Genomic DNA, 22218 nt, shown 5'->3' with positions numbered 1-22218 from the left:
GCTGACCCGAGACGAAGCCCTGGGTGGTCGAGTAGGCCGAGGCGCTGACCCGAGACGAAGCCCTGGGTGGTCGAGTAGGCCGAGGCGCTAGCCGAGGCCGTATCGAGACCACCCAGGGCTCGTCATACCTGCCGCTATCTGCTGATGCCGGAAAGGAATGCCCTGGTCGAGGCCGGCACGCCGAACCCGGTCAGGTTGTCGTAGCCCGGCTCGGAGGTGAGCGTCTGGTTCTGCACCTCCTGGGAGTTGACGCCGACGGTCGTCAGCGCGGTGTAGGGCGCACCACTCTTGGGCACGATGGTCGTCTTGACCTCGAAGCCATGGGTGAGCCCGTTGCCCGCGATGTCGGAGAGCCCGGCGTGCCCGGCGCCGTAGATCGCCGGGTTGAGGAAGCCCACGCGCTTGCCGGCGAGCACGACGGTGCCGGCGGTCCACGGTGACGACCAGCTGGTGCCGCCGATCTTGGTCAGCCCGAAGTTGCCGGACGCCGCCTCTCCGTCGTGGAAGCCGATCAGATATCCGGTGTAGGGATCACCGGCGCCGGCCAGGTCCGGGTAGGCGCGATGCGGGTCGACACCGGTGAATCGCGTTGGCACCACGCCCTTTTGGTAGTAGGGCTCGGGGTGATACTGGCTCACGCCGCCTCCGCCACCGTAGCGGTAGGTCCACGGCCCCCACGCGTCGTCCTTGAGCACGCTGCGCGAGGTGTTCCAGGCCTGCTCCCAGCTGACCTTCGACCCCGAGGCGTTGCCGGTGGCGAGCGAGGTGCCGCCAACCGCGGTGATCCACGGGTTGGCCGCCGGATAGTCGGGGCTCGGCGGGGTGGTTGCCTGGTCGCCGCCGGTGTTGTCGCCGTCGTCGCCCGAGGAGAACAGCACCGAGATGCCCTGGGCCGCGGCCTGCATGAAGACCGAGCTGTAGGCGTCGTTGGTGGCCGGGTCGTTCGTTTCCCCGCCACCCCACGAGTTGGAGATCGCGTCGACCTTGTTGCCGTCGACGAGGGTGTGCAACGAGGCCAGCAGTGCGTCGTCGAAGGGGCGTGCCGCCGCGGCATACACGATGTTGGCGTCGGGGGCGGCGCCGTGGATCGACTGGACGTCGAGGGCCTGCTCGCCGTTGACCCCGCCGGAGTCCTTGTCGTCGCAGTACTGCGGGTCGTAACCACCGGCGGGCGCGATGACCTGCAGCTGCCCGTTCCTCAGCTTCTGGAAGCCGAGGTCCTTCGCCCAGGTGTTGGTGTCGTCGGCGATCCGAGGATCGTTGCACCACAGGGTGATGCCGACTGATCTGCCCTTGCCGGTCTGCTTGACCTTGTCGATGCCGCGTGCCGCCCGCATCTGCTGAGGCGTGTAGCCGCACATGGCACCGGGCTGCGTGCCCGTGAGCGGCGACTTGGCGTCGGGGATGTTGGGCAGGGTGTACTGCCCGTAGTAGGACGAGCACGCGTCGCTCCGGGCCGACTTCCCGCCGGGCTTGGCACCCAGCGCGCTCACCGAGCCCGCTGCCTTCTTCTGACCCGTCTCGTCCGAGCGTGCGTTGCTCGTGGTCAGCGTCTTCGACCGGTCCAGGCCGACGACCCCCGAGATGACCGCGCCGACGTCATTCGGGACGGTGACCGAGGATGCGGGCGCGGTATAGGTGCGCCCGGCGGAGCGGTAGGACCTGATCGAGGTCGAGAACGCCTTGTTCACCGCGGACACCGCACCGGTGACCTGCACATAGCTGCGGGTCGGTGACACCGCGCCCGGATTCAGCCCCTGGCTGCGCAGCCACGCGAGTGCCCTGGACACGTCGGTCTGCGACGCCGCGAACCTGCTGGTGAACTGCGCCGGGTTCAGATACTTTCCGTGCTGCGGGCTGGACGGGTCGGAGACCGCCTTGACGAAGCTCTCCGCGCCCGCTTCGTCGCGCAGTTTGAAGGTGACGATGAAGCTGGTGCCGCTCGTCTGCGGCGCCGCGCCGAGTGCCTGGCCCGGCCTCTGCACTGCGTGCGCGACGACCTTGCGGCCCTTGGCCCCTCCGGGGTTGCCGGCTGCCATGGCAGGTGTTGCGGCTGCTCCGGCTGCGAGGGTGATCGCGCCGAGCAGGGCGAGCTGTGTACGCATCAAGATGGATCCTTCCGAGGATGTGAGGTGCGATCCACACCGATAGCCAAGCTAGCCATCGCCGGACGGGCGTGTGGCTGGACGCACTTCCAGGTTTCACCCAGGTTTCGTTGAGCCGCAATGCTTTTGGGCTGTGGCCTTCTGGGCTGTGGCCTTTTGTGCTATGAGGTATCCCTGCGGCTGTAGCTCATCGGTGCCGGCCGGTCGACCCGCCCAGAAGACGACGTCGAAGCCGGCCTCCGCCGCGCGGCTCTCGACCTCCGCCGCGGATAGCCAGTAGATGTCGAAGTCGACACCGAACGCTCTCGCCCGACTCGCCCGCCGGTGCTGGTCATTCCCCTGCTTGTACGCCATCGCCAGATATCCGCCCGGCCGGATGACGCGAGCCAGCTCCGCGAATGCTCGACGCCGTTGCTCCGGGTCGAGGTACATCAGGGAATACCACCCGATCGCGCCCGCGAGCTCGCCGTCTGCGAAGGGCAGTTCGCGCGCGTCGGCCTGGCCGAAGTCATGGTCCGGGTAGTCCTCGCGCGCGACGCGGACCATCTCCGGTGAGAGATCCACTCCGCGCGGCGTCATCCCCAGATCAGCGAGGTATGGCGCGAGTCTGCCTGTGCCACAACCGATGTCGCCGATCACGTTGTCCCCCGGCGCATCGCGCACCCAGCCGCAGAAGAGGCCGAGCACCGCCTGCTCGATCGGCATCTCGTCGATGATCGTGGCCAGTTTCTCGCGGTAGACCCCGGCCAGCACGTCATGTGCGTCACGGAGTTCGAGGGTAGATGCGTCCATGCCCGCGGACGCTAGCCGTGACCGCCGACAACCACCGGCCGTCGGTCTCTGGCGCTACCGTCGAACGATGCTGACCTCGATCGACTGGACGGCCTTCCTGCCCGCGGCAGTCCTCGTCTCGCTCGTGCCGGGCGCCAACCAGCTGCTGAGCCTGCAGCACGGCGCGCGCCTCGGCGTGTGCCCGGCGCTCTGCGGACTGGCCGGCCGGTTCGCGGCATTCGGCATACAGGTCGGCCTCGTCGCAGCTGGTCTGGCAGCGATCATGCTGCAGTCGGCAGCTGCTTTCGAGATGTTGCGGTGGTTGGGAGTCGGCTATCTGGTCTGGTTGGGGTTCAAGGCTTTTCGTGATGCGGGCACGTCGCCGCAGCCGCATGAGGCCGTGAGCGCGGGCAACGTCGCGCTGCACACACCGGTGCGCCGGGAGTTCCTGACCGCCATGAGCAACCCCAAGGCTTACCTGCTCTTCGCCGCGTTCGTGCCACAGTTCATCACCGGCCCTCGCGACTGGGTGTCACTGTGCGTGGTCGGCGTCGCCTACATCGGGGTCGAGGCGATCACCGCGGTCGGTTATGTGTTGTTGGGCAACAGCGTTCGCGGCCGACTCAACGACGCTCGCCGTCGTCGTCAGGTAGATCGAGCCACCGGAGTCGGCTACCTCGGCATCGCCGGCTGGTTGGCGCTCAAGCGGCGCCCGTGAGGGTGACCGGGCGCTTGACGCATCGGGGCCGTCCGCGCCCAGTTGGCCGTAGTGCAGGCCTTGCGGCGACCGCGCGACCGACTCGACGGCCGCGGGACGACTCGCCGGCCGCGGGCCGAGGGACCGCCCTCGCGGCCTCACTCCGCTTCGCTCCGCTAGCGCTCCGCTTCGCTTCATAGGGCCGCTCACGCGGCCCCTCGCCCCGCTCGGTGATCTCGCCACTCACCTGATCGTGCCGACTGCGACCGAACAGGTGCAGTCCCCAGGCGCTGGTCGAGTAGGACACGAGCAGCCCCTGATGGTGGTCGAGTAGGGCGGACCAGCGAAGCCCCTTTGTGGTGGTCGAGTAGGGCGGAGGAGCGAAGCGAGGGAGCCCGTATCGAGACCCACCCACTCCACCACGCGACACCATCCCACCCGCCACTGACAACCCTGCCGAACCCCACGAATCACACTGGAAACACACCGAATTCATCGTGTTCAACTCTTCCCACCCGATTCGAACAGGTGTATGGTTTTGGTATGTCGCACCTGCAGCGAGCCCTCACCGATCCAGTGATCGCCGCTGCCACCACCGGTGAACTCCTCGATGCAGCGCAGACGCTGCTGCGCGCCGTGTTCGACAAGACCCGCGACGACACCGCCAGCACACGAGGCGACGGCTCGGATCTGTCGGATGACGAGTTGCTCGATCAGGTGCTGGCGACGCAGCGGGTGCAGAACTCCGCCTGGGCCACCCAGACCCTGCGGCTGGAGCAGCTGGCGCAGCGTGAGTTCGACAAGCACCCGGAAAGCCCGGACACCTGGACCCTGTTGGAGGTGGGTGCCCGGTTGGGGTGGACCGACCGGCAAACCAGCCTGCGACTGACCCAAGCGGTCGAGAGCGTGCGTCACACGCCGCTGCTGCTCCACCACGCCGGCACCGGCGGCCTGGAGTCGCGGAAGGTGGTCGCGGTCAGCGACATCCTCGCCGACGCAATCCCCGCAACCGACACACCCGGAGCACCCAGCACCGTCGAGGCGGCCGATTGTCCGGGCGACCTCGCCGCGACCGTCGAGGCCGAGATCCTGGCCAGTGCCCCGGAAGCATCCACCTCGACAAAGCTGCGCCGGCGCGCGCAGCGCTTGTTGGTGCAGCACGCACCGGTCGCGTCCGACCAGGCGTCCGCGGCGCGGCGGCGCGACTGCACCAACGTGACCGTCGAACCCCATTGGGAGCCGGGCATGTCCACCCTCACCGCCGTGCTCCCCTCCCTTGACGCGGCGAAAGTCATGGCCGCGGTCAACGCCCACGCCCGCCTGCTCCACGACTCGACTACTGCCAGCAAGAGCCTCGGCGAATGCCGCGTCGACGCCCTGACGGACCTCCTCCTGTCGAACGCGCAAGTGACGACCGAGCTCGTCTTGCACGTCCCGTTCCACCCGGACACCGCGCCGTCCACCAACGCGAGCCCGGGGACCGGCACCGGCGTGAGCGGGACCGAAGCGCCCGGCTCGCACGATGCCACGGGCACGAGTGACGCGACCGGCACGGGCGACGCGACGAGCGCGAGCGACGCAAACGGCACGGGCACGGGCGGTGGGGTTGATGTGCTGGACCGGGCGAGCAGCATTGACGACGCAGCAGCAGCGAACGGCGCGGCGCCCGGGGTCGTCGGCGCGTGGATGTCGAAGGTGCGACCGCCCGGTCCGCCGAAGGTCATCCTCCCGGTCAACCGGATGGTCGTCGATCTCGGCAGCTGCCGCCCGATCAGCGAGGCGGAACGCCAACTCCAAGCCATGCTCCTCGAAGCCGCACTACGCACCGGCACCCGGCCACCACCTGATCCATTGCAATCGGCCGGTCCCGCGAGCGGCACTGATCCAGCGCGCTCCACTGACCCAGCGCAAACCCATCCGGGCGGGACAGTGCCCCGCTTTACTCACGACCCAGCGCCGGTGGGCTACCGACTCGGCGACGTCCAGTTCCCGGGTGTGTCGGCGTCATCCCCGCCGGCGTGATCCGGGAACTGTCCGGCCTACTTGGAGTGAAGTTCACCCGCGCCCTGGTGAATGCGGAAACTGGCACCGTTGCCGAAACCGGCTGCCACTCGTACACACCGGGCATGCGGTTGGCGCGGTTCGTGCGCGCCCGTGACCAGCACTGCAGGTTCCCCGGCTGCACCCGACCGGCCAAACTCACCGACCTCGACCACGTCACCCCGTACCCGGACGGGCCCACCGCGCCACACAACCTGCAATGCCTCTGCCGGCACCACCACCGCGCCAAGCACGAAGCCGGCTGGACCGTGTACATGACAACTGATGGCACCTGCACCTGGGCCAGCCCCACCGGACACACCTACACCACCCGACCCGCCGACTAAGACACAGCTGATCTCGATACGGCCTCGCCTAGCGGCTCGGCCTACTCGATCAGCATGGAGAAGGCGGCTCGGGCTACTCGATCAGCGTCGGGAGGGCCGGTTACTCGACCAGCGGGCAAGCGGCGGCTCGGGCTACTCGATCAGCGTAGGAAAACGGCTCGGCCTACTCGAACAACACGCAAGCGGCCCCGGCGCCGATCGGTGATGATGAGTCGTGTCCGATACACCCCGGCCAACCGTGCGCCGCTACGACGCCAACGGCATCGCCATCGCGGTGCGCAGCTGGCCGACCGAGCAGGCGGACCATCCACCACTGGTCCTGCTCCCCGGCACCGGCGCCACCGCGAACGACTGGGACGAGATCGCCGCCGAGCTGAGCCGTGACCGGCCGGTCCATGCGATCGATCTGCGCGGCCATGGCGCAAGCGACCGGCCGGGGCGCTACAGCATCGCGCTGCTGGCCGGTGACGTCGCCGCCCTCCTCCCCCAGCTCGGCAATCGCCTGGACTTGATCGGGCATTCGCTCGGCGGATTGGTTGCGGTGCAAGCCATCGCGAAAGGTGGGAGCGACGCACGTGCCGCCATGCGCCGACTCGTCCTCGAAGACGTCGGCGTGCCGCGCCCGCACCGGCCAAACCCACCGACCCGCCCTGAGGGCGAGCTCGACTTCGACTGGGAGGTCGTGCGGCAGGTGCGCCCCGAGATCGACGACCCCGACCCGTCCTGGCCGGAGCTGCTGGCGAAGGTCGGCGCGCCCACGCTCGCGATCAGCGGCGGCCCGTCCAGTTTCGTGCCGGAGGCCGACGTCGCCGCACTGGCAGCCGCCCTCACCGACGGGCGGATGACCACCATCGACGCCGGGCACCTCGTGCACGCGACGCGGCCGACGGAGTTCGTCACGGCAATCCGGGCGCATCTCGATCCGACCGACACCTGACCGGACCCCCACCGCGCATGGCAGGCTGGACCCATGAGCCAGAGCCGAGCCGGTCAGCCCGCACAGCCCAGCGACCTGGTGGACGTTCCCCACCTCGTCACCAGCTACTACGAGCTGCAACCTGATCCCGAAAACCTCGACCAGCAGGTCGTTTTCGGCACTTCCGGCCATCGCGGCTCGAGCCTGCGATCGGCGTTCAACGAGGCACACATCCTCGCCACGACGCAGGCGATCGTCGACTACCGCAATGCGCGAGGGTATGACGGTCCGCTCTTCGTCGGCCGGGACACCCATGGCCTGTCCGAGCCGGCCTGGGCGTCGGCGCTCGAGGTGCTCGCCGCGAACGACGTGGACTTCCTCGTCGACAGCGCCGACGGCTACACCCCGACCCCTGCGGTCTCGCACGCGATCCTGCGCGCAAACGGCGGCCGCACGACCGGCGCCGGCCTCGCCGACGGCATCGTCGTCACCCCGTCGCACAACCCGCCCACCGACGGGGGCTTCAAGTACAACCCGCCCCACGGCGGCCCCGCCGACAGCGACGCGACGAAGATCATCGCGGCGGCCGCCAACGACTACCTGCGCGCCGGCCTCAAGGGTGTGAAGCGCACGCCGTTCGAGAAGGCGCGGGCCGCAGCCGGCTCCTACGACTTCATGTCCACGTATGTCGACGACCTGGCGAATCTCATTGACCTCCAAGCGATCAAGGACGCGGGCGTGCGCATCGGCGCCGACCCGCTCGGCGGAGCCTCGGTCGCCTACTGGCAGGCGATCGCCGACCGCTACGGCCTCGACCTCACGGTCGTCAACCCCCTGGTCGACCCGACGTGGCGTTTCATGACCCTCGACTGGGACGAGAAGATCCGGATGGACTGCTCGTCGCCCTACGCGATGGCCTCGCTGATCGACAAGCGCGCCGACTACGACATCGCGACCGGCAACGACGCCGACTCCGACCGTCACGGCATCGTCACCCCTGACGCAGGCCTGATGAACCCGAACCATTACCTGTCCGTCGCCATCCAATATCTGTATGGCGGGGCACGCCCCGACTGGAAGTCCACCACAGTGGGCAAGACCCTCGTCTCCTCGTCGATGATCGACAAGGTCGTCGCGTCACTCGGCGCACAGCTCTGGGAGGTGCCGGTCGGCTTCAAGTGGTTTGTGCCCGGATTGCTCGACGGCAGTGTCGGATTCGGCGGTGAGGAGTCTGCCGGCGCCTCCTTCCTCCGCAAGGACGGCACCGTGTGGACGACGGACAAGGACGGCATCGCCCTCGCGCTGCTCGCATCCGAGATCCTGGCCCGCACGGAGCAGACCCCGAGCCAGCACTACGCGAAACTCGTGGAGCAGCATGGTGATCCGGCATACGCCCGCATCGACGCCCCGGCCGACCGTGAGCAGAAGGCCAAGCTCTCCGCCCTCTCCCCCGACGACGTGAAGTCGACCTCCTTGGCCGGCGACCCGATCACCGCGAAGCTGACGAAGGCTCCCGGCAATGACGCATCGATCGGCGGCTTGAAGGTGGTCACCGAGAAGGCCTGGTTCGCGGCCCGGCCGTCGGGCACCGAGGACGTCTACAAGATCTACGCCGAATCCTTCGAGGGCCCAGAGCATCTGGCGAAGGTCCAGCGCGAGGCTCGCGACATCGTCTCGGCGGCGCTCGGCTGAGGCCGGACCGTCAGGCGAGTGATCGCCGCGCCAGCCGCCTCAAGCCCGCGCCGGTTAGGCTCGCCGGGTGAACGCACCCGAACAGCTTGGCCGACTTTTCGTGATCACCGGCGCCCAGGCGGCCGGCAAGTCGACCGTCGGTCAGGCACTGGCCGAGGGCCTGCGCAAGGCGGTCTTCATCGACGGCGACACCATCGGCGGCATGGTCGCCTCCGGCGCGGCGGGCATGTCGCAGCCGCCGACCGTCGAGGCGATCGAGCAGCTCTTCCTGCGGTATGCCGGGGCACTCACCCTCGCCGACGTCTACCGGGCGGCCGGCTTCGACGCCGTCATCGCCGACAACATCTTCGGCACCTTCCTGGACGACTTTCTGTCGATCGCCGCCCCCGCCGAGGTCCACCTGGTGATGCTCACGCCGTCGGTCGACGCGATCTACCAGCGCGAAGAGGGACGACGCAAGAACGCCTACCGTGACGGCTTCACCGTCGAGAGCCTCGTCGACTCGGTCGAGCACGGCACCCGTCGTGTCGGACTGTGGATCGACAACACCAATCTGTCCGTGGCACAGACGATCACCCAGATCCTGCAACGGGCCGATGAAGCGCTCGTCGACACGACCGAGTTCGACACGAGCGAGTTCGACACAGCTGAGTTCGACGGCAGCCACTCCGTGCCGGACGAGACGGACGATCTGTACTAGCGTCGCGGTGAGACCACCTGAGGAGGCCGCATGAGTACGTCCCGAGTGCCGCTGTCGATCCTGGACCTGGTGCCGCTCTCCGCCGGCAGCAGCACCCAGGACGCGCTCAACCAGTCGATCGATCTGGTCCGGCGCGCGGATGCCCTTGGTTACCAGCGGTTTTGGTATGCCGAGCACCACAACACGGCCACCTTTGCCTCGTCCGCCACGTCGCTGCTCATCGGCCGCGCGGCGGAGCACAGCAAGCGCATCCGGCTCGGGTCGGGCGGCGTGATGCTGCCCAACCACAGCCCGCTGATGGTCGCGGAGTACTACGGCACCCTCGCCGAGATGTATGGCGATCGCATCGACCTCGGCCTCGGACGCGCGCCGGGCACCGACCCGATCACCGCGTCCGCGCTGCGTCGCGGCTCGGAGGGAGCCGACACCTTCGTCCAGGATGTGGTGGATCTGCATCACTACCTCGGTGATGGCAAGACGCCCAACGGCGTCAGCGCGCGACCGGGTCTCGGCACCGACGTGCCGCTGTGGATGCTCGGGTCGAGCCTCGACGGAGCCGCCGTCGCGGCCTACCTGGGGCTGCCCTACGCGTTTGCTTCCCACTTCGCCCCGCAGCTGCGCCACGAGGCTCTTTCCCTTTATCGCCAACGCTTTTCGACCGAGTTCGCCACAGCGGAGCTCCAAGAGCCCTACGCGATGGCGGGAGTCAACGTGGTGGTCGCCCCCACCGATCAGGAGGCGCATCGGCTCTTCACGACGGCGCAGCTCATGGCCGCCGGCATCCGCACCGGCCAGCGGGTGCCGCTGCAGCCGCCGGTGGACGACATCGGGGCCGTGCTGCCGCCCGACGTCGCCGCGTTCGTCGACGACTTCCAGCAGGTCCGCGCCGTCGGCTCGCCCGAGACGGTGGTCGGCCAGCTCGAAGCGATCGTCGCCGACCTCCAGGTCGATGAGTTGATCGTGACGACCTACACCTACGACCCGGCGCTGCGCATCCGATCGTTCGAGCTGCTGGCCGAGGCGTGGGGGCTGCCCGGCGCGTGACCCAGGGCTGCGTCAGGCGACGGTCACGGTGACCACCTGCGGGAGTGCCAGCGCCTGCCACCACCGCCCGGCAACAACCCGGCCAAGGCGACCGCGGCCGCACGCCCCTCGTCCGACAACGGCCACCGGTCAGGCGCCTACTCACCGCTGATCTGCGGCATTGCGTGTCGCACCAGGTGGATTCGACGTTTCACCCGATCTGCTTCGCCGCGCCCCGGTCGCCACGCCAGGTGAGCACCGTGCCCACGAAGCCGATCGCCAGAGCTGCCAGCACACCGAGTCCGGCACCGGCCCACAGGCCGGCCTTCCCGCCGAGCCCGAACGGCTCGAGCAGGTAGCCCTGCCAGGTGAGCCAGTCGGTGCTGCTGCTCAGGCTGGTCACCAGGCCCCATCCGACGGCGGTGCCGATCACCAGCAACACCAGGGCAATCGGGTTGACCGACCCGTAGCGACCGCGCGCGTCATACAGCGCCTGATCGTCATACGGTCCGCGCCGGCGCGCCAGATCGCCCAGGAAGATCCCGCACCACGCCGCGATCGGGACACCGATCGTGACCAGGAACGCCTGGAACGGCCCGAGGAAGTCGTCGGCGAAGAAGACCACCACGATCGCGCCGATCGTCATGATCGTGCCGTCGATCAGCGCAGCCACCCAGCGCGGTGCCGGCAGTCCGAGACTGAGCAACGACAACCCGGACGAATAGATGTCGAGCACCGCCCCGGCGATCAGGCCCAGCAGTGCGACGAGCAGGAAGGGGATCAGCGACCAGGTCGGCAGGATGCCGGTCAGCGCACCGATCGGGTCGGCGCCGACCGCGTCCGCCAGCTTGGGGTCGGACCCGGCCAGCAGCAGTCCGAAGATCACCAGCACCAGCGGTCCGAGCGCGGCGCCGAAGGTCGTCCACCCGACGACCCCGGCACTGGACGCGGTGCGCGGCAGATAGCGCGAGTAGTCGGCGGCGCAGTTGACCCAGCCCAGCCCGAGCGCGGTGATCACCAGGACGCACGCGCCGACCATCTCGGCGAAGCCGCCGAACTTCGCCGCGGTGACCGACGACCAGTGGATGTGATCGGCCGCCAGCACCATGTAGACGATCGTCAGCACCGCGGTGGCGATCGTGATCACCGTCTGCAGTCGCATGATCACCGCGAAGCCGAAAACCCCTGCGAACACGGTGATTGCGGCGACGACGAGCAGTGCGACGAGCTTGGTGGCCGTGCCGCCACCCCAGCCGAGCCGCTCGAACACGGTGGACGTCGCGAGCGTCGCCAGCACCACCAGCACGGTCTCCCAGCCGACGGTGAGGATCCACGACAGCGCGGCCGGCAGCTTGTTGCCGCGCACCCCGAACGCGGCGCGCGACAGCACCAGCGTCGGCGCCGACCCGCGCTTGCCGGCGAGTGACACGAAGCCGCACAACAGGAAGGAGGCGACGATGCCGACGACGGCGGCCACGACCGCCTGCCAGAAGCTGATGCCGAAGCCGAGCACGAACGAGCCGTAGCTGATCGCCAGCACCGAGATGTTGGACGCGAACCACGGCCAGAAGAGCGTCGCCGGGCTGCCGTGCCGCTCCGACTCGTCGATGACGTTGAGTCCGTTGGCCTCGACGCCGGCCGATGCCGGCGCGGTGGTGATGTCGGTGGTGGTGTCTGTCATGGCGAGGTCACCCAAGGATCTTCTCTTCGTCCTTGGCCCACAGCCCGGTCAGCCCGCGGAAGTGACCCAGGAAACGCTCGTGCTCGTGCTGCGGATAGGTGGACTTCACCGTCTCGACCAACAACCGGTCGAAGTCGTCCGACAGCACCCAGTCGAGCACCATCTCGTCGACGTGCCCGAGCGAATGCTCGACGAAGTCGCGATACTTCTCCGTCTCGAAGTATTCGTCCGAAAGCCGTTGATAGGCCTCGAGTTTCGTCTCGTAATCGGTGTCGGCGTCGGCGACGTCGAACCAGGGGCCGGTGTCGACCTGGCTGTAACCCTTGCGGCCGGTCACCGTGCAGAAGATCGACCACTTCAGCAGCGACTTGATCGCCCAGGGGAAGTAGTAGTGCAACGAGGTGACCGCCACGTCGGGGCAGGCGTTGGCATAGTCGATCGGGTAGACCACGCCGTCCTTGACCAGCATCTCGCAGCTGTTGAACTCCCAGCGGAAGAACGCGTTGACGGTCTGCGCGATCGTGCGGGTCTCCGCACCGACCTCCGGTGTCAGGAAGTCGTAGGCCACCTCGTAGCGGTCGTGCATCGGCTCGTCCGGACGGAACTTCATCACCATCGTCTCCGGCCCGATGGTGAGCGCCCTTGCAAACACTTCGAATCCGTCGACCGCCCGCTGCAGGTGCATGAGCATCTCGCCCGAGTCGTCGTAGCTTCGGTGCAGGTCGTCCACGCCCGAGATCATCGACACCCCGCGCCACGCACCGCCGTCGAACGGCTTCATGAACATCGGGTAGCCGAGTTCGGCCGCGACCGAGTCGAGGTCGAACGACCGGTTGTACTTCGACGACGTGTAGGCCCAGCGCACGTTGTCCACCGGGTTCTTGTAGGGCACCAGCACGGTCTCGGGCACGTGCATGCCGAGCCGCATGAGTGCGCAGTATGCCGAGTGCTTCTCCATCGACTGGAAGGTGAACGGCGAGTTGAGCAGGTAGACGTCGTCCATCAGCGACACCTTCTTGAGCCACTCGCGCGGGTGGTAGTACCAGTGCGCGAGCCGGTCGATGACCAGGTCGGTGCGCGGCTTGTCGCGCAGGTTGAACGGCTCGATCGTGAGCCGTTCGCTGCGGACCTCGTGCGTGGTCCCGTCGGGTGCGGTCACCGGGCCGACCCGGCGCATGAGTTCCTCGAAGGCCTGCGGCCAGTCCTCCTCCGCGCCGAGCAGCAGTCCGACAAGGTGCTCCGTCATACCTCGATCCTTTCCGACGTGTCTCAACAGAACCGGGGCAGATGGTGGGCGAGCTGCCGCTGCCACCACGGCCAATCGTGCGCGCTCTCGTAGCCCCACACGTCAAGCTGGTGGGGAATCTCCTTCTGCGCCAACAAGTTTGCGAAGTCCTTGGTCGACGGCAGCGCACGGGTCGGGTCCACCTCGAAGGGCCCCTGACCGACGACCAGCAGCACGCTCGCATGCTGCTGCAACCACTGGAGGTGATCCCCCTGCATGCCGCCGACGTAGTCGACCGGGTTGGCGAAATAGGTCGCCTCGCCGCGTGATCCGTGGCCGTGCCAGGACGAGACGTCGTAGTTGCCGGACAGGCCGATCGCGAGCGGTGCCACGTGCGCGTGCGTCAGCGTGAAGTGCACCGCGTGGTAGGCACCCATCGACACGCCGAGCGTGATGAGCGGTTGCCGGCTGCCCAGTTGTTCGTCGATCCACGGCAGCAGCGACTGCTCCAGCCACGCGGTGTAGACCTGATGGCGCTGCGCCCGCTCCTCGGTGCTCGCGGTGTTGTCCGACCAGGTCCACTTGTCGGCGGCGTCGACGCAGAAGAAGGTGACGCGGCCGGCGTCGACCAGATTTTGCACCGCCCCGACCATGCCGTTGGCGGCGAAGTCCTCGGCCCGGCCGGCCTCACTCGGGAAGACCAGCACCGGCCGCCCCCAATGGCCGTGCCGGACCACGCCCAGGGACGCGTCGGTCCCGGGCACGGGCAGCTGAACACGTTGGCTCACCCGCTCATCCTGTCGCAGACCACGCCCGCTGCAAGAGGTTTGGCAACATCGGATCGAGTTGGTCGCGCCAGGCGACCATGTTGTGCAGGTCGCGGCCTGGCTCGAAGGTCACGTCGTACCCGCGCCGGCGAAGGGCAGTGGCGAGCTCTTCGTTGGCGGCGAAGTTGCCCTCGTGGCGACCGCACGTCATGCCGATCAGCAGGTCGCGGCCGGCACGTCGCCGCCCCCAGACCGGTTCCTCGTCCCGTATGGCGCGCACGAGCCGCCGAACCCGGGTCAGCCAGGGCCAACCACCCTCGTCCGACGACGCGTTGAAGAACGAACCCGACTGCGACACAACGACGCCCACGTCGGAGCGCCGCATGGCCACGAGCATCGCGGTCAGCCCGCCGAGGCTCGAGCCGAGCATCGCCAGCGGTCCGGTGACGGCATACCGCTCTCGCAGGGCGGCCACGCCGAGGTCGACGCTCCGCAGGAACCGCTGCGACCCGGAGAACCACTGCATGCGGCGCCGGGCGTCGACCAGCACGATGCGGAAGGCCGGCAGCCGCCCCGCCGCGATCGACGCGCCCGCCCACTGCAGCAGCTGCCCGGCGCCGGCGTACGACGAGCCGTCGAAGCACCACAGCATCGGCGCGGCGTCGCGCGCCCGCAGGCCGCGTGGCGACCACACCTCGACCGGCAGCGGATCGGCCAGGGCACTCGGGAGCGTCAGCCGCTGCCGCCGCCCGTGGACGGCGGTCTCGCCGAGCCAGCCGGGCGGCCGGTAGTCGGGCGCGGTCCAGACCGACCGGACCCCGAACTCGGTGTCGACCCGTCCCGCCTGCCCAGGGTCCAGCAGCGTATGACGGCGCCCACGCGCATCCCGGGCCACGAACTGGTATTCCAGTCGCCAGCTGCGCACGCGCACCTCGCGACGCCACTCCCCCGCTCGCCACGCGCACGGACCGGCTCCGACGACCGAGTCGAATTCAACACTGCGCCAACGGCGTTCGGCGTCGGGCAGGGTAAAAATCACGGAGGGCGTCAGTACAACGCGGACATCAAGGCCGTGCGCGCCTTCTTCACCCGCTCGTCGGTCGGGCCGACGACGTCGAACAACTCGATCAGGTGCTGCCGGGCGGCGTTGCGCTCGTCACCCGTCGTCGCCTTGACCAGGTCGACCAGGCGAGTGAACGCGTCCTCGACATGACCACCGAGCAGGTCGAGGTCGGCGACCACCGTCTGCTTGGCGACGTCGGTCGGCGCGGCGGCGGCCGCCTCTCGGGCCTGCGCCAGGTCGACGCCGTCGGTGCGCTTGAGCAGCTTCACCTGACCCAGCCCGAGTCGCGCCTCGTCGTCGGCCGGGTCGGCGGCGAGCGCCTCCTCGTATGCCGCGACGGCCGCGTCGTAGTCACCCTGCTCGATCGCGTCGAAGGCCCGCTGGTGGGTTTCGGGCAGTTCGGGCTCTGCGGAGGCTTCGTCGCCGTCCGCGGTCGCATCGTCCGACGGTGCCACGTCGAGCCGGCCGGTCACGCCATTGGCCTGAGCCGCCTCCAGCACCTTGTCCAGCACCTGTCGCACGGCCTCGGCCGGCTGGTCGCCGACGTAGAGCGGGAGCGGCTGGCCCTGCAGCACCGCGAGCACCATCGGGACCTGCTGCACCTGCAGCGCCTGGCGGATCTGCATCGCCCGGTCGATGTCGACCGTGGCCAGCTGGAGGCGCCCGTCATACGACCGCACCTCGTTGGCGAGCAGGTCGATGTGCTCCTTGGACTTCGGTCGGGCCCCCGACCACAGCGCCAGGATCACCGGCACCCGGGTCGAGGTCTGCATGACCTCGGGGAAGGTCGTGTCGTCGACGGCGACCACGATGCCGTCGGCGCCCCCGGCGCCCGGTGCGGACGTTGGGGAAGCCGCCGGACGGGCCAGGCCGGACAGGTCGACGGCGCCGCGCAGCGAGGCGGGGGTGATGGGCTGGTCAGTCATGCCCTCATTCTTACCGACCGATCACCCGTGTGGGCGCGGCCCCCGAGGATGACGTGTCAGAAGCGGGCGGGCTCGCGGTAGACGCCCCACTCCTCGCGCAGCGCGTCGCAGATCTCGCCCATGGTCGCCTCGGCGCGTACGGCGTCGAGCATCGGCTCGATCATGTTCTGGTCGGAGCGGGCGGCCTGCACCATCGCTTCCAGCGACCGCGTCACGGCAGCGTCGTCGCGAGCTGCCTTGCGCGCACCGAGGACTCGCACCTGCTCACGTTCGACCTCGTGCGAGACGCGCAGGATCTCCAGCTCGCTCGCGAGCGACTCGGTGTGGACGTTGACGCCGACGACCTTCTTGTCGCCCTTCTCGAGCGCGACCTGATATTGGAACGCCGCCTCGGCGATCTCGGACATGAACCAGCCGTCCTCGATGCCGCGCAGGAGACCGGCCGTGATCGGCCAGGCGTCCTTGCCGCTGGTGCCCTTCGACTCCTCCACCTTGGCCCGCAGGCCGGCGGTATCGGCCGAGCGCAGGTCGCTGCCGCCCATCTGCAGGATCTTGTCGAAGATGGCCTCGGCCTCGGCCTCGATCTTGTCGGTGAGCGCCTCGACATACCAGGAGCCACCGAGCGGGTCGGCGACATTGGTCACGCCGGTCTCGTCCATCAGCACCTGCTGGGTGCGCAGCGCCACCTCGGCCGACTGGTCGGTCGGCAGGGCCAGCGTCTCGTCGAGCGCGTTGGTGTGCAGCGAGTTGGTGCCGCCCATGACCGCCGCGAGCGCCTCGACCGCGGTGCGGACGACGTTGTTGACCGGCTGCTGAGCGGTGAGCGACACCCCGGCGGTCTGGGTGTGGAAGCGCAGCCACTGCGCCTTCTCGGTTGTGGCGCCGTAGACGTCGCGCATCCACCGCGCCCAGATGCGGCGGGCAGCGCGGAACTTGGCGACCTCCTCGAAGAAGTCGATGTGGCTGTCGAAGAAGAACGACAGGCCGGGCCCGAAGACGTCGACGTCGAGACCGCGTGACAGCCCGAGCTCGACGTAGCCGAAGCCGTCGGCGAGGGTGTAGGCCAGCTCCTGCGCGGCGGTCGACCCGGCCTCGCGAATGTGGTAGCCGGAAACCGAAAGCGGTTTGTACGCAGGGATTTTCGACGATGTGTACTCCATCAGGTCACCGATCAGCCGCAGGTGCGGCTCGGGCCCGAAGAGCCACTCCTTCTGCGCGATGTACTCCTTGAAGATGTCGGTCTGCAGCGTGCCGTTGAGCTGCGCCGGGTCGACGCCCTGCCGTTCGGCGGCGACGAGATACATGCAGAACGCCGGGACGGCCGGCCCGCTGATTGTCATCGACGTGGTGATGTCGCCGAGCGGGATGTCTTTGAAGAGCACCTCCATGTCGGCCGCGGAGTCGATCGCGACGCCACAGTGGCCGACCTCGCCAAGGCTCAGCGGGTCGTCGGAGTCGCGTCCCATCAGCGTCGGCATGTCGAACGCGACCGAGAGACCGCCGCCGCCGCGCTTCAGGATCAGCTTGTAGCGCTCATTGGTCTGGACGGCGTTGCCGAAGCCGGCAAACTGCCGGATCGTCCACGGACGACCGCGGTAGCCGGTCGGGTAAAGGCCTCGGGTGTAAGGAAATTCGCCCGGCCAGCCGATCGACGCGGGCACCTCGTCGGGGCCGTATGCCGGGTCGACCTCCATGCCGGACAGGGTCGTGAAGTCTGCGTCGCGCACCTTGCCCTTCGACTCGGCCTCGTCATAGGCCGCCTGCCACCGCTGCTTGCCGGTCAGCTGCTCGTCAGATCCCATACCCCAAATTTACTAGGACTTCCTAGTATCTGCTAATCGGGCAGGTCCCCCGATGCCCGGCGCACCTTCCGCAGCGCGTCCTGCAGGCCCGCGTGCTCGGCGTCGCCCAGTGCCGCGAGCCCGAACTCGATCTCGTGCAACGCCGCCGTCGCCCGCTCGACCACCTCACGCCCGCGCGCCGTAATCGCGGCCAGCGTCCCCCGGCCGTCGCGCGGGTTGGGACGACGCTCGACATACCCGTCCGCCGAGAGCCGCTGCACGATGTTGGTCGCGCTCGTCGGGTGGATCATCAGCCGCTCGCCGATCTTGCTCATCGGCAGCTCCCCGCGACTGGAGAAGGTGAGCAGCACCAGCGCCTCATAGCGCGCAAACGTCAGGTCGTATGGCGCAACGGCCGCGTCCAGCTGGGCGATCAGCAACTGCTGCACCCGCATGATCGAGGTCGCGCTCGCCATCGCCTCGTGCGGCGAGTCCGCACCCCACCGCTGCTGCCACAGCTCCGTCGCGCGCTGGATCGGGTCGAAGCCGAGGGTGCTGGAGGAAGTGCCCTTGGTCGCGCCTCTACCCCTCCCTGCGGGCCTCACTGCGTTCGTGTCCTCGCTCGGGTCGGCGCTCATGCTTTCTGTCGCGCCTCTGCCCCTCCCTGCGGGCCTCACTGCGTTCGTGTCCTCGCTCGGGTCGGCGCTCATGCCGCCAAAATGTAACCGGATGAACTCGATCGCCGCGGACGCACACGGGGCGCGAGACGGCCTGCCAGACTCGGTAACCCCGACCAACCCCGACCAACTCCGACCAACCCCGGCCAACTCCAATCACCGCACGCTCCGGCACCAGCTCAAAGGAGAGAGTCCGATGCCCACCCGCTCCGTCGAGATCGCCTCAGCCGTCGGCCTGCACGCCCGCCCCGCGGCGCTCTTCGTGCAGGCGGCGACCGCCACCGGCGGGGACGTCACGATCGGCCGCCCGGGCGACGAGGCGGTGGACGGCACCAGCATCCTCGCGGTGATGGGACTCGGCGCCAAACACGGCGAAACCGTCGAGGTGTCGGTGCAGGGCGACGGCGCCGACGACGCGCTCGAACGACTCGTCGAGCTGCTCGCGACCGACCTGGACGCACCCGGGTGAGCCGCGAACTCCACGGCGTGCCGGTCAGCCCGGGCTGGGCGGTCGGGAAGGTCGTGCAGGTCACCGCGCCTCCCCCGCTGCCCGCGCACGAGGAACCCACGACCGCCGTCGACGCGACCAAGGCACGCGTGGCCGATGCCTTCGAGGCCGTCGCCACCTCGCTCGACCGGCGCGCGCAATCGGCGACCGCCGCGGCCCGCGACGTGCTGCAGGCGACCGCGATGATCGCCCGCGACAAGACTCTGCGCGGCGCGGTCGACGAACGCATCTCCACCGGATCCGGCCCGCTCACCGCGGTCGCCGGCGGGGTCGAGCAGATCTCCTCGTCCTTCATCGCGCTCGGCGGCTACTTCGCCGACCGGGCGATCGACGTGCGCGACGTCGGCAACCGGGTCGTCGCCCGGCTGCTCGGCGCACCGGACACCGGCGTGCCGCCGCTCACCGAACCCTGCGTGCTGGTCGCACACGACCTGGCGCCGGCCGACACCGCCACCCTGAACAGCGACCTGGTCCAGGCCGTCGTCCTCGCTGCCGGCGGCCGGGGCGGGCACACCGCGATCATCGCGGCGCAGCTCGGCATCCCGGCCGCCGTGCAGGTCGCCGGCGCGACCGCGCTCGCACGGGGCACCGTCGTCGCGGTGGACGGCGACACCGGCACGGTCACGGTCGACCCCGACGACGAGCTGCGAGAAGCGTTGCAACACAAGGCTGCCGCGCGTATGACGGCTGCTTCCCGCCATACCGGACCCGGGCGGACGAAGGACGGCCACCCGGTCGCGCTGCTCGCCAACATCGGCACCCCGCAGGACGCGCAGATCGCGGCGGCGACCGACGTCGAGGGCGTCGGCCTCTTCCGCACCGAGGTGCTCTTCCTCGGCCACCACGCCGCGCCGACCGTCGAGGAGCAGACGGAGATCTACCGCGAGGCGCTCGCGCCGTTCGGCGACCGGCCCGTGGTGGTGCGCACGCTGGACGCCGGCGCCGACAAGCCGCTCGACTTCGCGACCACCGGTGAGACCGCGCCGGAGGAGAGCAACCCGGCGCTCGGGGTGCGCGGGCTACGGCTCAGCCTGCGCAACCCCGATCTGCTCACCGACCAGCTGCGGGCGCTCGCCCGCGCGGCCGAGCTCACCGGCACGCCGGTGCGGGTGATGGCGCCGATGGTCTCCACGACGGCCGAGGCGACCTGGTTCGCCGAGCAGGCACACGAGCAGGGATTGGCGAGCGTCGGCGTGATGATCGAGGTGCCCGCCGCCGCCCTGCGCGCCGAAAACATTTTGGGCGCAGTCGATTTCGGCTCGGTGGGCACCAACGACCTCGCGCAGTACACCATGGCGGCCGACCGCACCCTCGGCCCGCTCGCCGAGCTGCTCGACCCCTGGCAGCCCGCGACCCTGGACCTGCTGGCCCGTGCCGCCGACGGAGCCCGCGCCGCCGATCGTCCGCTCGGGGTGTGCGGCGAATCCGCCGGCGACCCGCTGATGGCGTGCGTCCTCACCGGCCTGGGCGTCAGCAGTCTCTCGATGACGGCCGGCCGGGTCGGGCTGGTGCGTTTCGCGCTCGGCACCCACACCCTCGCGACCTGCCGGGAGATGGCGTCCGCGGCGCGCGCCGCGGACTCGGCACTCCTTGCGCGGGAGGCAGCCCTGCGGCTCGCCGACGACACGCTGCGCGACCTGCTCTGAGCCGCACCGCCCGCGCTGACGGCACGGATGAGATTCAGGTCACACAAACCCTTCATCCATCCGATGTTTCGCGCTAGCCTGAGGTGATGAGCGCGGAGCCGCACACCGCCGAACTGCTCGCCATGTCGGGGATCGGGAAGTCCTTCCCCGGGGTCCGGGCGCTCGACGACATGCACCTGGACCTACGCCGCGGCGAGGTGCTCGCCCTGGTCGGTGAGAACGGCGCCGGCAAGTCGACGCTGATGAAGGTGCTGTCCGGCGTCTACCAGCCGGACGCCGGCGAGCTCCGCATCGACGGCGAGCCGCGCCGGTTCGCCACCCCACGCGAGGCCCAGGAGGCCGGAGTCGGCATTATTTTCCAGGAATTCAACCTGATGCCGGATCTCACCGTCGCCCAGAACATCTTCATCGGCCGCGAGCGGCCGCGCGGCGGGTTCCTGCTCGGCCCGCGCGACCTCGAGCGGCGCGCGACCGAGCTCCTCGACCGGCTCGAGCTGCCCCTGCGGCCCAACACCCTGGTCGGCCGCCTGTCGGTCGCCGGGCAGCAGATGGTGGAGATCGCCAAGGCCCTCTCGCTTGACGCCCGGATCCTGATCATGGACGAACCCACGGCTGCCCTGAACGACGCGGAAGTCGCGACCCTTCATCAATTGATCCGACGTTTTGTCACCGAGGACACCGGCGTCATCTACATCTCGCACAAGATGGACGAGCTCAAGGACATCTCGCAGCGCACCACGGTCATCCGGGACGGACGGTTCATCGCGACCCTGGACACCGCGAGCGCCTCGATGGACCGGATCGTCTCGCTCATGGTCGGCCGCGAGCGCCCAGCCGTCGAGCACGCCCGCGCGGACACGCCTCCGCAGGACGCTCCCGTGGTGCTGGAGGTCGACGGCCTGGCGACCCCGAAACTCCTGCGCGACATCACCTTCTCGGTGCGGGCCGGCGAGATCCTCGGCTTCGCCGGACTGATGGGTGCCGGCCGCACCGAGGTCGCCCGCGCGGTCGTCGGCGCCGACCGCCGGACCGCGGGCACCATCAGCGTGCACGGCAGACCGCAGCGCCTGCAGAACCCGGCACAGGCCGGTGCCGCGGGCATCGGCTACCTGTCCGAGGACCGCAAGGGGCTCGGGCTGTTGCTGCAGCAGACCGTCGCGCAGAACATCGCGCTCCCCTCGCTCGGATCACGTTTCTCCCGTGGCGGATTCGTCAACGACGGGCCGGCCGCCAAGGATGCCGAGCGCTACGTCGACGAGCTGCGCATCAAGACCCCGTCCGTGCGGTCGATGGTCGGCAACCTGTCCGGCGGCAACCAGCAGAAGGTGGTCATCGCCAAATGGCTGCTCAAGGACTGCGACGTGCTGATCTTCGACGAGCCGACCCGCGGCATCGACGTCGGCGCCAAGGAGGAGATCTACGCACTCATCGGGCGACTCGCCGCCGACGGGAAGGCGATCGTGGTGATCTCCTCCGAGCTGCCCGAAGTGCTCCGGCTGAGTCACCGCGTGGTCGTCATGGCCGAGGGCCGCATCACCGGCACCCTCGAATCCTCCGACGCCACACCGGAGTCCGTCATGCACCTGGCCACCATGACCCATCACGACACCGCGTCTGCGTGAGGCGCGAGCACCGTCATACCGCTGATCGAGG

19 protein-coding genes are annotated in these 22218 nt (G+C 69.1%); 10 read left to right on the top strand and 9 right to left on the bottom strand.

The features are described 5' to 3' along the window. Window positions 1-134: 134 nt before the first annotated feature. Together HJ588_RS08685 and HJ588_RS08680 are read right to left on the bottom strand one after the other, a co-directional pair. Window positions 135-2105 carry a S53 family peptidase gene (locus HJ588_RS08685; protein WP_171154028.1) on the bottom strand — a complete coding sequence of 657 codons (1971 nt, stop codon included), beginning with the start codon at window positions 2103-2105 and terminating at the stop codon, window positions 135-137. 96 nt (window positions 2106-2201) lie between these two features. After that, entirely contained in the window at window positions 2202-2897 is a 696-nt protein-coding gene (locus HJ588_RS08680; protein ID WP_171154026.1) for a class I SAM-dependent methyltransferase, read from the bottom strand. A gap of 67 nt (window positions 2898-2964) precedes the next feature. On the opposite strand from HJ588_RS08680, the gene HJ588_RS08675 reads away from it, so the two are divergent. The 7 genes from HJ588_RS08675 (at window position 2965) to HJ588_RS08645 (ending at window position 10312) form a co-directional block, all read left to right on the top strand. After that, window positions 2965-3594: a LysE family translocator gene (locus HJ588_RS08675; protein WP_171154024.1), complete on the top strand. Its 630-nt coding sequence runs from the start codon at window positions 2965-2967 to the stop codon at window positions 3592-3594. A gap of 522 nt (window positions 3595-4116) precedes the next feature. Then, the gene (locus HJ588_RS08670; RefSeq protein WP_171154022.1) at window positions 4117-5595 is read left to right on the top strand and encodes a hypothetical protein; all 1479 of its coding nucleotides are present in this window, start codon (window positions 4117-4119) and stop codon (window positions 5593-5595) included. A 104-nt stretch (window positions 5596-5699) separates the two neighbouring features. Further along, window positions 5700-5960, top strand: coding sequence for an HNH endonuclease signature motif containing protein (locus HJ588_RS08665; RefSeq protein ID WP_171154020.1), 261 nt, complete (start codon window positions 5700-5702; stop codon window positions 5958-5960). A gap of 214 nt (window positions 5961-6174) precedes the next feature. After that, window positions 6175-6897 (top strand): alpha/beta fold hydrolase, encoded by a 723-nt coding sequence (locus HJ588_RS08660; protein WP_171154018.1) that lies wholly within the window; start codon window positions 6175-6177, stop codon window positions 6895-6897. A gap of 33 nt (window positions 6898-6930) precedes the next feature. Further along, window positions 6931-8568 carry a phosphoglucomutase (alpha-D-glucose-1,6-bisphosphate-dependent) gene (gene pgm / locus HJ588_RS08655; RefSeq protein WP_171154016.1) on the top strand — a complete coding sequence of 546 codons (1638 nt, stop codon included), beginning with the start codon at window positions 6931-6933 and terminating at the stop codon, window positions 8566-8568. Between the two features lie 67 nt (window positions 8569-8635). Next, window positions 8636-9268, top strand: coding sequence for a nucleoside/nucleotide kinase family protein (locus tag HJ588_RS08650; RefSeq protein WP_171154014.1), 633 nt, complete (start codon window positions 8636-8638; stop codon window positions 9266-9268). A gap of 30 nt (window positions 9269-9298) precedes the next feature. After that, the gene (locus HJ588_RS08645) at window positions 9299-10312 is read left to right on the top strand and encodes an LLM class flavin-dependent oxidoreductase (RefSeq protein WP_171154012.1); all 1014 of its coding nucleotides are present in this window, start codon (window positions 9299-9301) and stop codon (window positions 10310-10312) included. A 190-nt stretch (window positions 10313-10502) separates the two neighbouring features. Here the strand turns inward: HJ588_RS08645 and HJ588_RS08640 are convergent, their stop codons facing one another. From HJ588_RS08640 to HJ588_RS08610, 7 genes are read right to left on the bottom strand one after another with little or no spacing between them, the layout of a single operon-like run. After that, a complete protein-coding gene (locus tag HJ588_RS08640) occupies window positions 10503-11972 on the bottom strand; it encodes a purine-cytosine permease family protein (protein ID WP_171154009.1) in 1470 nt (489 codons plus the stop codon). A 7-nt stretch (window positions 11973-11979) separates the two neighbouring features. Beyond that, window positions 11980-13218 (bottom strand): ATP-grasp domain-containing protein, encoded by a 1239-nt coding sequence (locus HJ588_RS08635; protein ID WP_171154007.1) that lies wholly within the window; start codon window positions 13216-13218, stop codon window positions 11980-11982. A gap of 23 nt (window positions 13219-13241) precedes the next feature. Beyond that, complete coding sequence (locus HJ588_RS08630) at window positions 13242-13985, bottom strand: alpha/beta hydrolase-fold protein (RefSeq protein WP_171154005.1); 744 nt, start codon at window positions 13983-13985, stop codon at window positions 13242-13244. A gap of 4 nt (window positions 13986-13989) precedes the next feature. Continuing rightward, a complete protein-coding gene (locus HJ588_RS19370) occupies window positions 13990-15003 on the bottom strand; it encodes an alpha/beta hydrolase-fold protein (RefSeq protein WP_171154003.1) in 1014 nt (337 codons plus the stop codon). Window positions 15004-15011: 8 nt separating this feature from the next. Then, complete coding sequence (locus tag HJ588_RS08620; protein ID WP_171154001.1) at window positions 15012-15953, bottom strand: tetratricopeptide repeat protein; 942 nt, start codon at window positions 15951-15953, stop codon at window positions 15012-15014. A gap of 56 nt (window positions 15954-16009) precedes the next feature. Further along, window positions 16010-17755, bottom strand: a complete 1746-nt coding sequence (icmA, locus tag HJ588_RS08615) for a coenzyme B12-dependent isobutyryl-CoA mutase large subunit (protein ID WP_171153999.1) — start codon at window positions 17753-17755, stop codon at window positions 16010-16012. 32 nt (window positions 17756-17787) lie between these two features. Beyond that, the gene (locus tag HJ588_RS08610) at window positions 17788-18372 is read right to left on the bottom strand and encodes a MarR family winged helix-turn-helix transcriptional regulator (protein WP_171153997.1); all 585 of its coding nucleotides are present in this window, start codon (window positions 18370-18372) and stop codon (window positions 17788-17790) included. Window positions 18373-18607: 235 nt separating this feature from the next. Between HJ588_RS08610 and HJ588_RS08605 the strand changes: the two genes are divergently transcribed. The 3 genes from HJ588_RS08605 to HJ588_RS08595 all read left to right on the top strand — a co-directional run bounded on the left by HJ588_RS08605 (window position 18608) and on the right by HJ588_RS08595 (window position 22187). Next, window positions 18608-18880, top strand: a complete 273-nt coding sequence (locus HJ588_RS08605; protein ID WP_171153995.1) for an HPr family phosphocarrier protein — start codon at window positions 18608-18610, stop codon at window positions 18878-18880. Continuing rightward, window positions 18877-20565 carry a phosphoenolpyruvate--protein phosphotransferase gene (ptsP, locus tag HJ588_RS08600; RefSeq protein WP_171153993.1) on the top strand — a complete coding sequence of 563 codons (1689 nt, stop codon included), beginning with the start codon at window positions 18877-18879 and terminating at the stop codon, window positions 20563-20565. Before HJ588_RS08605 ends, ptsP begins: the two co-directional genes overlap by 4 nt. An 86-nt stretch (window positions 20566-20651) precedes the next feature. Next, window positions 20652-22187 (top strand): sugar ABC transporter ATP-binding protein, encoded by a 1536-nt coding sequence (locus HJ588_RS08595; protein ID WP_171153990.1) that lies wholly within the window; start codon window positions 20652-20654, stop codon window positions 22185-22187. Window positions 22188-22218: the final 31 nt, after the last annotated feature.

Source organism: Flexivirga aerilata (assembly GCF_013002715.1).
In the GTDB taxonomy this organism is placed as follows: Bacteria; Actinomycetota; Actinomycetes; order Actinomycetales; family Dermatophilaceae; genus Flexivirga; species Flexivirga aerilata.
Note: the sequence above shows the minus strand (reverse complement) of the source record. Positions and strands in the feature narration are given on the sequence as shown.

Bases quoted from the DNA above. Each gene is read 5' to 3' on its own strand.
- HJ588_RS08605 (WP_171153995.1), top strand. From the start codon at position 18,608: ATGCCCACCCGCTCCGTCGAGATCGCCTCAGCCGTCGGCCTGCACGCC.
- HJ588_RS08670 (WP_171154022.1), top strand. From the start codon at position 4,117: ATGTCGCACCTGCAGCGAGCCCTCACCGATCCAGTGATCGCCGCTGCC.
- HJ588_RS08635 (WP_171154007.1), bottom strand. From the start codon at position 13,218: ATGACGGAGCACCTTGTCGGACTGCTGCTCGGCGCGGAGGAGGACTGG.
- HJ588_RS08665 (WP_171154020.1), top strand. From the start codon at position 5,700: ATGCGGTTGGCGCGGTTCGTGCGCGCCCGTGACCAGCACTGCAGGTTC.
- HJ588_RS08645 (WP_171154012.1), top strand. From the start codon at position 9,299: ATGAGTACGTCCCGAGTGCCGCTGTCGATCCTGGACCTGGTGCCGCTC.
- HJ588_RS08640 (WP_171154009.1), bottom strand. From the start codon at position 11,972: ATGACAGACACCACCACCGACATCACCACCGCGCCGGCATCGGCCGGC.
- HJ588_RS08610 (WP_171153997.1), bottom strand. From the start codon at position 18,372: ATGAGCGCCGACCCGAGCGAGGACACGAACGCAGTGAGGCCCGCAGGG.
- HJ588_RS08675 (WP_171154024.1), top strand. From the start codon at position 2,965: ATGCTGACCTCGATCGACTGGACGGCCTTCCTGCCCGCGGCAGTCCTC.
- HJ588_RS08680 (WP_171154026.1), bottom strand. From the start codon at position 2,897: ATGGACGCATCTACCCTCGAACTCCGTGACGCACATGACGTGCTGGCC.
- HJ588_RS08595 (WP_171153990.1), top strand. From the start codon at position 20,652: ATGAGCGCGGAGCCGCACACCGCCGAACTGCTCGCCATGTCGGGGATC.
- icmA (WP_171153999.1), bottom strand. From the start codon at position 17,755: ATGGGATCTGACGAGCAGCTGACCGGCAAGCAGCGGTGGCAGGCGGCC.
- pgm (WP_171154016.1), top strand. From the start codon at position 6,931: ATGAGCCAGAGCCGAGCCGGTCAGCCCGCACAGCCCAGCGACCTGGTG.
- HJ588_RS08685 (WP_171154028.1), bottom strand. From the start codon at position 2,105: ATGCGTACACAGCTCGCCCTGCTCGGCGCGATCACCCTCGCAGCCGGA.
- HJ588_RS08620 (WP_171154001.1), bottom strand. From the start codon at position 15,953: ATGACTGACCAGCCCATCACCCCCGCCTCGCTGCGCGGCGCCGTCGAC.